The 14,177-nt window shown below is 68.9% G+C and carries 12 protein-coding genes; 2 read left to right on the top strand and 10 right to left on the bottom strand.

The genetic code is table 11. The features are described 5' to 3' along the window. Positions 1 to 87: 87 nt before the first annotated feature. Positions 88 to 897 carry a class I SAM-dependent methyltransferase gene (locus AC3WRT_RS10530; RefSeq protein ID WP_492721624.1) on the top strand — a complete coding sequence of 270 codons (810 nt, stop codon included), beginning with the start codon at positions 88 to 90 and terminating at the stop codon, positions 895 to 897. Between the two features lie 71 nt (positions 898 to 968). On the opposite strand, the gene AC3WRT_RS10535 is transcribed toward AC3WRT_RS10530, so the two are convergent. From AC3WRT_RS10535 to polA, 3 genes are all read right to left on the bottom strand, one after another. Continuing rightward, a complete protein-coding gene (locus tag AC3WRT_RS10535; RefSeq protein WP_492721628.1) occupies positions 969 to 3,578 on the bottom strand; it encodes a hypothetical protein in 2,610 nt (869 codons plus the stop codon). Further along, the gene (locus tag AC3WRT_RS10540) at positions 3,575 to 4,183 is read right to left on the bottom strand and encodes a hypothetical protein (RefSeq protein ID WP_492721632.1); all 609 of its coding nucleotides are present in this window, start codon (positions 4,181 to 4,183) and stop codon (positions 3,575 to 3,577) included. The genes AC3WRT_RS10535 and AC3WRT_RS10540 overlap by 4 nt, the downstream gene beginning before the upstream one ends. 175 nt (positions 4,184 to 4,358) lie before the next feature. Beyond that, positions 4,359 to 7,034, bottom strand: coding sequence for a DNA polymerase I (gene polA / locus AC3WRT_RS10545; protein ID WP_492721635.1), 2,676 nt, complete (start codon positions 7,032 to 7,034; stop codon positions 4,359 to 4,361). 56 nt (positions 7,035 to 7,090) lie between these two features. On the opposite strand from polA, the gene AC3WRT_RS10550 reads away from it, so the two are divergent. Further along, the gene (locus AC3WRT_RS10550) at positions 7,091 to 7,528 is read left to right on the top strand and encodes a PaaI family thioesterase (RefSeq protein WP_492721638.1); all 438 of its coding nucleotides are present in this window, start codon (positions 7,091 to 7,093) and stop codon (positions 7,526 to 7,528) included. Between the two features lie 27 nt (positions 7,529 to 7,555). On the opposite strand, the gene AC3WRT_RS10555 is transcribed toward AC3WRT_RS10550, so the two are convergent. From AC3WRT_RS10555 to AC3WRT_RS10585, 7 genes are all read right to left on the bottom strand, one after another. Next, entirely contained in the window at positions 7,556 to 8,143 is a 588-nt protein-coding gene (locus AC3WRT_RS10555; RefSeq protein WP_492721642.1) for a GNAT family N-acetyltransferase, read from the bottom strand. A gap of 203 nt (positions 8,144 to 8,346) precedes the next feature. Next, positions 8,347 to 9,066: an ABC transporter ATP-binding protein gene (locus tag AC3WRT_RS10560; protein WP_492721656.1), complete on the bottom strand. Its 720-nt coding sequence runs from the start codon at positions 9,064 to 9,066 to the stop codon at positions 8,347 to 8,349. Further along, positions 9,056 to 10,009 carry an ABC transporter ATP-binding protein gene (locus tag AC3WRT_RS10565; RefSeq protein WP_492721644.1) on the bottom strand — a complete coding sequence of 318 codons (954 nt, stop codon included), beginning with the start codon at positions 10,007 to 10,009 and terminating at the stop codon, positions 9,056 to 9,058. The genes AC3WRT_RS10560 and AC3WRT_RS10565 overlap by 11 nt, the downstream gene beginning before the upstream one ends. Continuing rightward, positions 10,002 to 11,150: a branched-chain amino acid ABC transporter permease gene (locus AC3WRT_RS10570; RefSeq protein ID WP_492721646.1), complete on the bottom strand. Its 1,149-nt coding sequence runs from the start codon at positions 11,148 to 11,150 to the stop codon at positions 10,002 to 10,004. Before AC3WRT_RS10570 ends, AC3WRT_RS10565 begins: the two co-directional genes overlap by 8 nt. Continuing rightward, positions 11,147 to 12,136, bottom strand: coding sequence for a branched-chain amino acid ABC transporter permease (locus tag AC3WRT_RS10575; protein ID WP_492721648.1), 990 nt, complete (start codon positions 12,134 to 12,136; stop codon positions 11,147 to 11,149). Before AC3WRT_RS10575 ends, AC3WRT_RS10570 begins: the two co-directional genes overlap by 4 nt. A 109-nt stretch (positions 12,137 to 12,245) precedes the next feature. Next, complete coding sequence (locus AC3WRT_RS10580) at positions 12,246 to 13,388, bottom strand: branched-chain amino acid ABC transporter substrate-binding protein (RefSeq protein WP_492721650.1); 1,143 nt, start codon at positions 13,386 to 13,388, stop codon at positions 12,246 to 12,248. A gap of 151 nt (positions 13,389 to 13,539) precedes the next feature. Then, positions 13,540 to 14,177, bottom strand: a 638-nt coding sequence (locus AC3WRT_RS10585) for an ANTAR domain-containing response regulator (protein ID WP_492721652.1), incomplete at its 5' end; no start/stop codon positions are given.

The raw sequence follows: 14,177 nt of genomic DNA on the forward strand, positions 1-14,177 counted from the left end.
AGGTTCAACATTGAGCGTGCGCACACGAATGCGCACGGCAATCCTATCCGCGCTGTCAGCAACCGGTCAAAAGAGATGACGTATGCCGTGAGCACGCCTTCCGAGGCCACCCGCCGTGCCGCTCCCCCGGACGAGACGGCGTCGGCGAACCGCAGGTGGTGGGACGGCGAGGCGACGTCCTACTACGTCGAGCACGGGGCCTTCCTCGGCGACACGGACTTCGTCTGGGGCCCGGAGCGCCTCCGCGAGGAGGATGTCCGGCTGCTCGGCGACCCGCACGGCAAGGTCGTCCTCGAGATCGGGGCGGGGTCGGGCCAGTGCTCGCGCTGGCTCGCGGCCCACGGGGCGACGGTCGTGGCCACCGACCTGTCCGCGGGCATGGTCGCGACCGGGGTCGCGGTCAACGAGGCGCTGGACGAGGCCGTGCGCGTCCCGTTCCTGCAGTGCGACGGCCGCGCCCTCCCCTTTGCCGACGCGTCCTTCGACACGGTCTTCACGGCATACGGCGTCGTGCCTTTCGTCGCGGACTCCGACGTCGTCATGGCGGAGGCGGCCAGGGTGTTGCGACCCGGTGGCCGGTTCGTCTTCTCGACGACGCACCCGGTGCGGTGGGCCTTCGTCGACGACCCGGGGCCCGGCGGCCTCACCGCCCGCCACTCGTACTTCGACCGCACTCCCTACGTCGAACAGGACGACACGGGCCGAGCCACCTACGTCGAGCACCACCGGACGATCGGTGACCGGGTGCGCGAGATCGCCGCGGCCGGGCTCGTCCTCGTCGACCTCGTCGAGCCCGAGTGGCCCGAGGGTCACGAGGAGGCTTGGGGCGGCTGGTCGCCGCTGCGCGGACGCCTCATTCCCGGAACTGCCGTCTTCGTCTGCCGCAAGCCGGGCTGAGCGGCAGGGCGCCCCGACGGGCGACGGCGGCCACGGACCCTTGAAGGTCCGTGGCCGCCGTCGTCCGGCTGTCAGGCGAAGCGCCGCCTCAGCAGCACCGCACCTCCGGCCAGCCCGAAGGCCGCGGCGGCAGTGGCCCCACGACCGAGGTTGGCCGAACCCTCGCCATCCACCCCTGCGAGCTCGTAGGAGTAGGCCGTCGCCCCGAGTGCTCCCTCGGGGGCGCCGTAGGCCATGCCCTCGGCCTTCGCCCGCTTGGCCCCGATCTCGATGAGGGCGTACTTCTCGCCGTAGTCGGCCGCCGTGGCCTTACCGGCTGTCACGAGCTTCTTGGTCCCCTCGTCGGACAGGCGCTGGGCGCCGTCCTCGAGCTGAGGCGCTCCCGCGGCGGCGTCCACGAGACCGGACGCGAGCTGGCTCGTGCCCTCGGCGGCGTCGGCGATGCCGTCGGTGAGCTGCCCCGCGCCGTCCTTCAGCTTGCCGGCGCCGTCGTCGAGCTGCCCGGCACCGGCGGCCAGCTGTCCGACACCAGAGTCGAGCTGGCCAGCGCCTGTCGCGAGGTCTGTGGATCCCGTCGCGAGCTGCGAGGTGCCTGCCGCCAGGTCCTTGGCGCCGGTCGCAACCTGGGACGTGCCGCCATGGACCTTGTCGGCCCCGACGGTCAGCTGGTCCACGGCGTCGAGCAGGTCCAGTCCGCCGAGCCCGAGCAGGCCCACTCCGTCCTGCAGGTCGTTGATGCCGCCGCGGAGAGTCTTGTCCTTGGCCGTGTCCTTGGAGGTGCCGATGCCGCCCTGAACCGTGGTCACGACTCCATCGACGAGCTGCGTGACTCCTCCGTCGACGAGGTCGACGCCCTCGAGCAGGCCCGGGACACTCGGGTCACAGATGCCGGTGAGAGTGGTGTTGCTGAGCCCGCACTCGACCTTCGCGAGGCCGATGGCGGCACCACTCAGCTTGCCCTTGAGCAGCCCGAGACCGCCGGACACCTGACCGAGACCGCCCGAAACGTCCCCGAGCCCCTTTGCCGCACTCTCGGTCTCGACCTTGAGCGAGTCGAGACCACCACCTACCTTCATGAGGATTTGCTGGCAGGTGGTCCCACAGTCGCCGGAGTTCGAAGCGAGCGCCACACCGCCCACCAGCTGCGCAATACCACCCGTGGGGGCCAGGGCATCGAGCAGCCCGGACTGGATCCGATCTACGCCGCCCCTGGACTGACCTACACCGGCGGAGAGCTGGTCGAGGCTGGCCCCCTTCTCGGTAGCCGCCGCAAGTCCTACACGAATCTGGTTGACACCATCGATGAGCGTGCCGTCCTGGCCCTTGGCGCCGAGTCCCGCCCGAAGCTTCGCGATGCCGGCGTGGAGGGGCTTCGCCTGCTCCGGCAGACCGCCGACTCCGTCGTAGAGCTGCGTCAGGCCGGCATCGACCTGGTCGAGCCCGTCAGCGACCAGTGACAGGTTCTCGACGAGCGCCGGCGCTCCTTCTCCCAGTAGGCGGAGCCCGCCGGCGACCTGCGCGGCACCGTCGTCGACCTGCGTCGCGCCGCCGCTGAGCTGCTTCGCGCCGACGTCCACCTGGCCCGCCCCATCGGCGACCTGCGTGGCGCCGTCGGCAACCTTGGCCGAGCCTGCCTTCGCGTCTCCGGTGCCGGACCGCAGCTCCGACGTGCCCTGCTTGAGTGCACCCGCGCCGGTGGCGAGCTCACGGGAGCCCGGCAGCGCCTGGGCACCGAGTCCCGCGTCGAGCTTCTTCGCCCCGTCGCGCAGCTGGATGAGACCTGCGAGCAGGGTCCCGGCGCCGTCGCGCAGCTTGAGCAGGTTGGCGTCGATCTCCGTGGCGCCGGCCGTCAGCGTCGCACCGGTCGTGGCGCCGCTCTTGTAGCTCGCGGCGCCGCCCTTGAAGGAGGGGCTGTCGAGGGGGCTGACGGGCAGGGCTGACACCGACGCCGTGGGCAGGGTGCCGTCGACGATGTCGGCGGCGTAGCCGAACGTCGCCGTCGGGGTCCCGATCGGCCCGAAGAGCGTCATCGTGAACGTCAGCTTGGTGCCGCCACGCCCGTCACCGGCGAGGTTGGCCTCCTGCGAGCTGACATTGGTGAACGTGCCGGGAAGGGTCGTCGTGAGCGAGCCCACCATGGGGATGACGACGTCCTGCGTCGCCGTCGCGCTGTGGCCGGTGCCGTCGTCGAACGTCACGACCTGAGGGGTGCCGGTCACGTTCTTGACGGTGTAGCGCACCTCGACCCGGCCGCTGCGGCCGAGCAGGTCTCCGGGTTCGACCGGCTGCCCGTCGAGCGTGTAGGTGGCCTGGACGTGCAGCGGCAGCTTCTTGGTGTAGTCGCTGACCGTGCGCAGCCGCTGCTCACCGGCGACGTCGTAGCGGCCGACCATGACGCCGTCCTTGACCTCGAAGCCGCTGAAGCCTTCGAGGTTGCGCAGGCCCTGGGGCTCGACGGGGTTGCGCAGGTCGACGGTGCCGCGGCCCTGCATGTCGACCTGCTCGTAGATTCGGGCGACGTCGACCTTGCCGGTGGCGTCGAGGTAGGCCTGAACGGTCTCCGTGTTGGACACCCGTACCGAGCCGTCCCCCGCTGCGGCAGCCGGTGACGCCGCGAGCAGCAGCATTGTGGGCATCGCCGCAAGGCCGGCGACCATGGTGGCGAAGGTACGCGTGCTCACTGTGCTGCTCCAGTCACGAGGTCATCGAGGTCGGCGGTGCTGTGGAGGTCCTTGGAAGCAGCCGTTGCGGCCTCCCCCGAGTCGGCGGACCGGCGGTGCCGAGGCGCTGCGTCCGACGAATCAGCCTGTGCGGCAATCACATTGGTGGCGAGGTAGCCGAGGGCCACGGCGAGGAGCACCGTCGTCGCCGCCGCCGGCGACTCGCTCAGGAACTGCGACGGCGCGTTGGTGTAGACCGACTCGTAGGCGCCGACGATCGAGGCCGCACCGACGAGACCGCTCCAGAGCGGAAGGCGGCCACCACTGACCGCGGCGACGACCGCGATGAGGGCGACGACGACGAAGGCCGCGACGGCGCGTCCGGCCGACGAGTCCGGCAACACGGCGGCGCGAAGGGCGAAGCCGATCCAGGCCAGCAGGAAGCCGGCGAGGAAGCCGGCCACCTTGCCCCACTCGGGACGGTGCGGGACGAGCCCCAGGACACCGCCGAGAGCAGCGCCGAGGAGGGCGACGTGCTCGAGGTCGAGACCGAGCAGGCTGCTCAGTCCGATGATGGCCGCCGCGAAGACGGCGAGACACAGACCCGTGACCAGGCTTCTGACCATGTCCACCTCACAGTAAAAGCACCCGTCTCCGTTGGCGGGTGCAAGTTACCGAGCAGTATGGGGGCGAGCCAGCCCATACGTGTGCGAAGTGGCGCTTTTGGTCCCACCGTTGCCGGAACGTGACCGAATCGGACTCCGGAGCGGGTAGCGCACCGGCGCGCGATGACGGATCTTCTCAGTGCGCGGCCTCGTGCCAGGAGCGTCCGACGCCCACGTTGATGTCGAGCGGCACGTCGAGCTCGGCAGCATGACCCATCTCGTGGCGGACGAGCTTCTCGACGTCGTCGCGCTCGTCGCCGGCGACCTCGAGGACCAGCTCGTCGTGGACCTGGAGCAGGATGCGTGACCTCGCGCCGGCGTCGGTGAGGGCTCGGTCGACGCCGATCATCGCAACCTTCATGATGTCGGCGGCCGAGCCCTGAATGGGTGCGTTGAGCGCCATCCGCTCGGCCATCTCGCGTCGCTGACGGTTGTCGGACGTCAGGTCGGGCAGGTAGCGCCGGCGGCCGAACATCGTTGCGGTGTAACCCGTGCCGCGCGCCTCGGCGACGATCTCCTTGAGGTAGTCGCTGACCCCTCCGAAGCGCTCGAAGTAGCCCTCCATGAGGCCGCGGGCCTCCTCGGTGCTGATGGTCAGCTGCTTCGAGAGCCCGAACGCCGACAATCCGTAGGCGAGGCCGTAGGACATCGCCTTGACCTTGGAGCGCATCGCCGACGTGACGTCGTCGGGCTCCACCCCGAAGACCTTGGAACCGACGAACTTGTGGAGGTCCTCGCCGGAGCGGAACGCCTCGATGAGCCCCTCGTCGCCCGACAGGTGCGCCATGACCCGCATCTCGATCTGGGAGTAGTCGGCCGACATCAGAGCGTCGTAGCCGTCGCCGACGACGAAGAGCTCACGGATGCGTCGCCCCTCCTCGGTGCGGATGGGGACGTTCTGCAGGTTCGGCTCGGTGGAGCTGAGCCGACCGGTGGCCGCGATCGTCTGCAGGTAGGTGGTGTGGATGCGGCCGTCGTCGGCGACGGACTTCTGCAGGCCCTCGACCGTGACGCGCAGCCGCGCGGCATCACGGTGACGAAGCAGCGCCTCGAGGAACGGGTGCTCGGTCTTGGTGAAAAGATCCGAGAGGGCGTCGGCGTCGGTGGTCCAGCCCGTCTTCGTCTTCTTCGTCTTGGGCAGGTTGAGCTGCCCGAAGAGCACCTCCTGCAGCTGCTTGGGCGAGCCGAGGTTGACGTCGCGGCGACCGATGGCGTCCCAGGCGTCCTCCTGGGCCTGGGCCACCTTGGCCGCGAAGTCGCCCTCGAGGGACTCCAGACCCGGCACGTCGACGGCGATGCCGGTGCGCTCCATCCGGGCCAGGACGTCGACGAGGGGGATCTCCACGTCGGCGAGAAGCTGCTGGCCACCCGTGGCCGCCACCTGCTCGTCGAGCACGTCGGCCAGGTCCCGCACGGCGGTGGCGCGCACCATCTCCTTGTGCGCGGCCTGCTCGTCGGCGTCGCCGCCGAAGTCGAGCATGCCCTGACCGTCCGTGGGCGCCGCCCCGCTCAGCTCACGGTGCAGGTTGCGCAGCACGAGGTCGTCGAGGTGGTAGGTGCGCTGGTCGGGCTTGACGAGGTATGCCGCGAGCTGGGTGTCGCTCGTCAGTCCCCGCAGCGACCACCCCCGTGCGCCGAGCGCCTCGATCGGACCCTTCGCGTCGTGCATCGCCTTGGGGCGGGCAGGGTCCTCGACCCAACCGCCGACCGCAGCCTCGCCCTCAGGGCTCAGCGTCTGCAGATCGATCCACGCCGCGCTGCCGTCGGCGGCCGCGATTGCCAGGCCGGTGGCGTCACCGGTGCCGCGGGCCCACGTGCCCGTGACGGACAGGCCGGTGCGCTGGGCGGAGGCCACGTGCTCCGCGACCCAGGCTGGGACCGCCTCGGGCGTCAGGACCGCGCCGTCGACGTCGAAGCCCTCCTCGGCCTCGGGCGCAGCAGCCTCGACGGTGGCGAAGAGCCGGTCGCGCAGAACGCGGAACTCGAGGCCGTCGAAGACGGTGTGGACCTCATCGCGGCTCCACTGGGTCCGACGCAGGTCGTCGATCTCGACGCCCACCGGGCTGTCCTTGACCAGCTGGTTGAGGCGGCGGTTGCGCAGCACCTGGTCGAGGTGGTCGCGCAACGACTGGCCGGCCTTGCCGGGGATCTTGTCGATGCTCGCGACGATGCCGTCGAGGTCGCCGTACTGGGTGATCCACTTCGCGGCGGTCTTGGGTCCGACGCCGGGCACGCCGGGAAGGTTGTCGGACGTCTCCCCCACCATGGCCGCGAGGTCGCTGTAGCGCGTCGGCGGGACGCCGTACTTCTCCTCGACCTGCGTCGGGCCCATGCGCCACACCTCAGACACGCCCCGAACCGGGTAGAGGATCGTGACGCGGTCGGACACCAGCTGGAAGGTGTCACGGTCGCCCGAGCAGATCAGCACGTCGATGTCCTGGGCCTCGGCCTGGGTGGCGATCGTGGCGATGATGTCGTCGGCCTCGTAGCCGTCGAGCTCGACGAAGGTGATGCGCAGCGCGTCGAGGATCTCCTTGACGAGCGAGATCTGCCCCTGGAACTCGTCAGGGGTGCGGGCCCGACCCGCCTTGTACTCGGAGTACTCCTCCGTGCGGAACGACTGGCGTGCCTTGTCGAAGGCGACGACGACGTGCGTCGGCTCCTCGTCGCGCAGCATGTTGATCAGCATCGAGGTGAAGCCGTAGACGGCATTGGTGTGCTGGCCGGTGCTCGTCGAGAAGTTCTCGGCCGGGAGGGCGAAGAACGCGCGATAGGCCAGCGAGTGTCCGTCGAGGAGGAGAAGTCGGCTCACACGCGCAGCCTAGTGGCGCCCACCGACGCCACGACCCACGGCATACGATCGCGGGCATGACTGACTCTTCGACCCAGCAGGCCGGCCAGGGCCTGGACGACATGCGGGCCATGGCCGAGGGGACGCTCCTCGAGCGGATGCAGATCGAGATCACGGAGGTCTCCCCCGAACGACTCGTCGCGACCATGCCCGTCGCGGGAAACACCCAGCCGTACGGCCTGCTGCACGGCGGCGCCAGCGTCGTGCTGGCGGAGACGCTCGGCTCCGTCGGCGCCCAGCTCCACGCCGGGCATGGCCGCGTCGCCGTGGGGCTCGACATCAACGCGACCCACCACCGCGCGGCCCGGGCGGGCGTCGTGACCGGTACTGCGACCCTGCTGAGCGCCGGCCGCACGCTCGTCAGCTACGACGTCGTCGTGACCGACGAGGACGGCAGGCGCGTCTGCACCTCGCGCATCACCTGTCTGCTCCGCGACGCGGCTCCGGGCGCCTGATCCCGGAGCCTCGAGGGACGAACGCGCTCAGCCCGCGATCTTCGGGTCGCGCCGTGGGGCGCGGGCCCGGGCGCGCAGGTCGCGACGGCGCTGCAGCAGGTCGAGCGGCACCCGGTGGGAGCGTGACTCCCCCGCGAGCTTGCGCTGCAGGGCCGCGGCGGATGCGACCCGGCGCACCGTCTCCGGAGCGAAGCCGAGTCGCGCGAAGAACCTGTTCGCGTCGCGGTTGGCTGCGGGAACCGCACTGGCCAGATGCTCGCAACCCTGGCGGTCGGCGTAGCGGCTCGCCGCCGTGAGCAGCGATCGCCCGACGCCCTGACGGCGCTGCTCCGGGAGCACGAAGAGCATGTCGATCGACACGCACGGCGAGTCGACGAGCAGGCTCCGGGTCGAGTCGGCCAGGACGACGTAACCCATCGGGCGTCCGTCGCTGAGGGCGATGAAGGCGCAGATGTCCTTGCGCTGCAACGCATTTCGCAAGGTCCCGTCGAGAGCCAACCGCTGCGCCGCCTCCGGGGTCGTGCCACCCTCGATCCGGTGCGCGATCCACAGCTCGATGAACTGTGAGTGCAGGCTCTCGTCGACCCGCTGCACCGACACCACTGCTCGACCCATCATCCCTCCTGTTCCAGCCCCGAGACCACCCGCAGAGACTACGCAGAACTTCGGTGTGGTGGAAGAGGATGCCGCAGTCGAACACATAACGGACAGGGGGCCACGACTGCGTCGTGACCCCCTGGCTTCGGATTCCTGCAGCCGGCGCACTGCGCCGGAAGGCGGCCCGGCTCGTCGCGCGGGCGCCCCCTCGGGCGACCAGCCTAGACTTCGCCGCCGAGGTAGGCCGCCTTGACGGCCGGGTCGGCGGCGAGGTCCCTGCCGGTCCCCTCCCGGACGATCTCGCCGGTCTCGAGGATGTAGGCGCGGTGCGACCGCTTGAGGGCCTGTGCCGCGTTCTGCTCGACGAGCAGCACGGTGGTGCCCTGGCTGTTGATCTCCGTGACGATGTCGAAGATCTGCTGGATCAGCTTGGGTGCCAGTCCCATGGAGGGCTCGTCGAGCAGCAGCAGCCTCGGCTTGGCCATCAGGGCTCGCCCCATCGCCAGCATCTGCTGCTCGCCGCCCGACATCGAGCCGGCCGCCTGGTTGCTGCGCTCCTTCAGGCGCGGGAAGAGCTCGAAGACCCGGGCCAGGTCGTCCTTGACGGCCTGGCTCTTGCGGTCAGGACGGGCATACGTGCCCATCTCGAGGTTCTCCATGACCGTCATGCCGACGAAGCACCCGCGCCCCTCGGGGGACTGCGAGATGCCGAGTACCGGCCGCTCGTGCGACGGCGTCTGGGTGATGTCCTTGCCGTTGAAGACCACCGAGCCGGCGCGCACCGGACGCAGGCCGGAGATCGTCTTCATCGTCGTCGTCTTGCCGGCGCCGTTGGCGCCGATCAGGGTGACGATCTCCCCCTCCTCGACCGTGAAGCTGATGTCGCGGATGGCCTCGATGCGCCCGTAGTTGACGCACAGTCCGTTGACCTCAAGAAGCATCTTCTTCATCAACTCCCAGGTAGGCGGCGATGACCGCCGGGTTGTCGCGGATCTCCGCGGGCGAGCCCTCGGCGATCTTGCGACCGAACTCCAGCACGACGATCCGGTCGGTCACGCCCATGACGAGCTTCATGTCGTGCTCGATGAGCAGCACGGTGTAGCCCTGGTCGCGGATCGTGCGGATCAGCTCCATCAGCTTGGCCTTCTCGGCCGGGTTGAAGCCGGCCGCCGGCTCGTCGAGACAGAGCAGCTGGGGGCTCGTCGCGAGGGCGCGAGCGATCTCCAGGCGGCGCTGATCGCCGTACGGGAGGTTGCGCGCGAGCTCGTCGGCCTTGCCGTCCAGTCCCATGAAGGTGAGCAGCTCCATCGCACGCGCGTAGCCCTGCGCCTCCTCACGCCGGTGCCTGGGGAGGCGGAACATCGCCGAGACGACCCCGGTCGAGTGGTGCGCGTCGACACCGACGAGGACGTTCTCGAGCGCCGTCATGTTGGCGAAGAGGCGGATGTTCTGGAACGTGCGGGCGATGCCCAGCTTTGTGATCGCGAACTTCTTGCGCTTGCCCAAGGTATTGCCGAGGTAGCGCACGGAACCCGACGTCGGCTGGTAGACGCCGGTCATGACGTTGAAGCACGTCGTCTTGCCGGCGCCGTTCGGGCCGATGAGCCCCAGGATCTCGCCCTTGTTGATGTGGAAGGTCACCTCGTTGAGCGCGACCACCCCGCCGAAGCGGAGGGTGACCTCGTCGACCTCGAGCAGGCGCTCGCCCTCCGAGACGACCGGCACGCCGATGTCCTCCGGGGTGATGTCGACGTCCGGGTTGATCTCGGTGACCTCCTCGGCGGGGTCGGCGAGCTGGTGCTCGACCGCCGGCTGCACCGTGGTGGTGGCGGCGGGCGTCGTCGCGTCATTGGCGCTCCTGATCGGGCGCGTGGGCTCAGACATTGACTTCTCCTTCCTCGAGGATGGCCTCTTTCTCGTCGGCGCGCTTGGCCCGGACCGTACGCCGCGGTGGCAGCAGGCCCTGGGGGCGGAAGATCGCGAGCAGCATCAGGGCCAGCCCGAAGACGAGCACTCGGAAGTCGGCGAACTCACGGAAGCGCTCCGGGAAGTAGCCCACGACGATCGCGCCGACGATGACGCCCCAGCGGTTGCCGGCGCCGCCGACCACGACAGCGGCCAGGAAGAGGATCGAGAGCAGCAGCTCGAAGCTCTGCGGGTTGATGAAGCCGGACTTCGTCGCGAACAGGGCACCGGAGAGACCGCCGATGGCCGCGCCGAGGGCGAAAGCGAGCAGCTTGAAGCGGAAGGTCGGGACGCCCATGAGCTCTGCCGCGTCCTCGTCTTCACGTGTGGCCTCCCACGCTCGACCGACCCGGCTGTTCTTGACGAGGATGTCGAAGAGCAGGACGAGGGCGATGACAGCGAGGGCGAGCCAGTAGTACGGGACGAAGTCGTTGATCCCGAACTTCAGGAACGTCGAGGTCGTGTCGAGGTCTATCACCGGCGCGCCGCTGCTCCAATCGACGCTGGGCACCTCGAACAGGACGATGCCGGGAGGCTTCGGGATGTCGCTGATCCCCTGCGCACCACCGAGCCACTCGGAGTTGACGAGGGTGAGGCGGACGATCTCGCCGAAACCGAGCGTCACGATGGCGAGGTAGTCACCGCGGACGCGGAGCGTGGGCGCACCGAGGATGAGTCCGGACAGCATCGCGACGGCGATCGCGATCGGGACGACGACGACCCAGCTGAGCTTGGCGTGCTCGGAGGTCAGGACGCCGACCGTGTAGGCGCCGATGGCGTAGAAGCCGACGTAGCCGAGGTCGAGCAGTCCGGCATAGCCGACGACGATGTTGAGGCCGAGCGCGACGAGGACATACGTCGAGACGGTGAAGAGCACGCCGCCGAAGTCGGAGCCCTCCGTCGTGATGAACGGGATGTTGAGCAGCGGGAGCAGGAACAGGAAGATCGCGAAGAGCACCCAGAGCAGGATCTTGACGACCCTGGGCAGGTTGTTGACCCGCTCCTTGAACCCCGGCGAGGACGTGTTGCCGGTCGCTGTGCTGGACGCCATGGTGCTCATGCACGGGCCTTTCCGAGGGACTCACCGAGCAGGCCGGTGGGCCGGAAGAGCAGGATCAGGATCAGCAGGACGAACGCGACGACGTCCTTCCACTGGGTCCCGACGATGGCGGAGCCGTAGTTCTCGGCCAGGCCGAGGACGAACCCACCGAGCAGGGCGCCGCGCAGGTTGCCGATGCCGCCGAGCACGGCCGCCGTGAAGGCCTTGACGCCGAGAATGAAGCCGGCGTCATAGCGCGTGATGCCGATCTTCAGCATGTAGAAGGCGGCAGCGGCACCGGCCATGACACCGCCGATGAGGAAGGTCACCCGGATCACCCGGTCGCGGTTGACGCCCATGAGCGCCGCCGACTCGGGGTCCATCGCAACGGCGCGGATACCGCGACCGAGACGCGAGCGCTGCACGAACTGGTCGAGGACGAACATGAGAACGATCGCGCCGACGATGACGAAGATATCGGTGTTCGTCACGTGGTAACCGCCGACCGTGAAGATCGGCTGCGGCTGGATGATGGCGGGCAGGCCCGCGTTGTTGCGGGAGTTGCGCACGTAGCTGTTCAGCGTCTCGTCGAGACCCACCCAGGCCACGATGCGGCTGCGTAGACCCATGACCTCGGCGAGCACGAAGGACGCGCCGATCGCGGAGATCAGGGCGATGAGGGGCGGCGCGTTGCGCTTGCGCAGTGGCCGGTAGGCCACCCGCTCGAGCAGCACGGCGATGAGGCCGGACATGGCCATGGCCGCCACGAACATCATCGCGACCCAGAAGATGACCTGGCCGACCGAGCCGCCAGGCCGGCCGCCGAGGAGCGTCACGACCCAGAGCGCCGCGAAGGTGCCGTACATGAAGACTTCGGAGTGCGCGAAGTTGATCAGGCGCAGCACGCCGTAGACGAGGGTGTAGCCGAGGGCGACAAGGGCGTAGATGGCGCCGATCGTCAGACCGGTGATCGTGAACGAGGCGAAGTTGTCGAGCAGGTACTGCATCCAAGACCTCCTGGGCCGGGTGCGGTGGGCGGATCGAGCGTTGGGGCCACCGGACGAAGGGGCGGTCGGAGCGTACTGCCCCGACCGCCCCTCTTCATTGAGGTCCGCGTTACTTGATCTCGCCGGTACCGACGATCTTGCCGTTCTCGACCTTGTAGGCGAACACCTTGATGTCGGCCGACTCGCCCTTGGCGTCGAACTTCAGGTTCTTCGTGACGCCCTTCTTGTCGTAGGACTTCACGAAGTCGACCATGCTCCCGCGGTCCTTGCCGGCGGCAATGCCTTCGAGCAGGATCGTGGCGGAGTCGTAGCCCTCACCGGAGTAGGTGTTGGGGTCCTCCTTGAACTTCGCCTTGTAGGCGGCCTGGAACTCGGGCGCCACGTCCGGCGGGACGCACGGGCAGGTGATGACCGTGCCCTCGGCGGCTTCCTTGGCGTTGTCGATGAAGGACTGGTCCTTGACACCGTCGGCCACGACGAACGTGCCCTTCCAGCCGGCGTCGCGCAGCTGCTTGATGAGCGGCGCGGCCTCCGGGGAGTAGCCACCGAAGAACAGTGCGTCGGCGCCCGAGCTCGTCACCTTCGTCACGGAGGCGCTGAAGTCGGTCTGCTTCTGCTGGATGGTGTCGTTGCCGACGACCTGGGAGCCGAGGTCCTGGCGGACGATGTCCGCAAGGCCCTTGCCGTACTCGGACGCGTCGTCGATGACGAAGGTCTTCGTCGACTTGACGGTGTCCTTGATGTACTTGGCGGCGGCTGGACCCTGCGTGGCGTCGTTGCCGAGGGCGCGGAAGAAGGTCTTCCAGCCGTTGTCGGCGAGCTTCGGGTTGGTCGCGGACGGCGTGATGGTCACGAGGCCGGCCTCGTTGAAGGCCGGGTCGGCGGCCTTCGACTCACCGGAGAACGCCGGGCCGACGATGCCGACGACCTTCTTGTCGTCGATGGCCTTCTTGGCCAGGGCCGGGGCCTGGTCGGGGAGACCCTGCGAGTCGTAGTTCTCGAGGGTGACCTTGCAGTCCGGGTGCTTCTTGTTGTAATCGTCCAGGGCGAGGTTCACGCCGTTCTGGATGTAGATACCCAGGTTGGCGTTCGGTCCCGTGAGGGCACCGAACATGCCGATCTTGTAGCCGTTGCAGGCTGCGCCGGTGCCGCCGGCAGCCGGAGCGGCTGTGTCGCCACCCTTGGTGCCACAGGCGCCGAGGGCAAGCGCAGCCACTGCGAGCGGCACAGCAAACTTGAGGGTAGAACGCACGGATGTCCTCCTGATGTCACACATCCCTCAGTCGAGGGCTGTGACGGAGACTAGGCCGAAATATGCTCTGCGGTCATCAGAAACACTGATCGGTGACCGTGTCGTGACCTGTGCATTCTTCAATCGTGCAGGTCCTGCGCCCGAGACGGGCTCAGGTTGCAGGAAAGCCGTTGATGACGGCCTCGGCGACCTCTTTCATCCCGAGGCGACGGTCCATCGCGGTCTTCTGGATCCACCGGAACGCATCGGACTCGCTCAGCTTGAGCTGGGTCATCAGCACACCCTTGGCGCGGTCGACGAGCTTGCGGGTCTCGAGCCGCTCGCCGAGGTCGGCGATCTCGGCCTCGAGGGCCTTCAGCTCCTGCCAGCGCGACGTGGCGATGTCGATGGCCGGCCGCAGGTCGTCGGCGGTGAAGGGCTTGACGATGTAGGCCATGACGCCCGCGTCACGGGCGCGCTCGACGAGCTCGGTCTGCGAGAACGCGGTCAGCATGATGACGGGGCAGAGCTTCAACTCGTGCAGCTGCTCGGCGGCCGAGAGCCCGTCGAGCACCGGCATCTTGACGTCCATGATGACGAGGTCGGGGGTGACCTCCCTGGCCAGCTCGACGGCCTGCTCGCCGTTGCTTGCCTGCCCGACGACGTCGTAGCCCTGCTCACCCAGCATCTCGACGAGGTCGAGGCGGATGAGAGCCTCGTCCTCGGCCACGAGGATGCGGGTGGCCCCGGGCGCCTGAGCGGCAGTGTCGCTCGCGGCCTCGGCGGCTGGGGCGGGGGTCGGCTTGGGGG

Source organism: Terrabacter sp. FW104-15G4B (assembly GCF_058790095.1).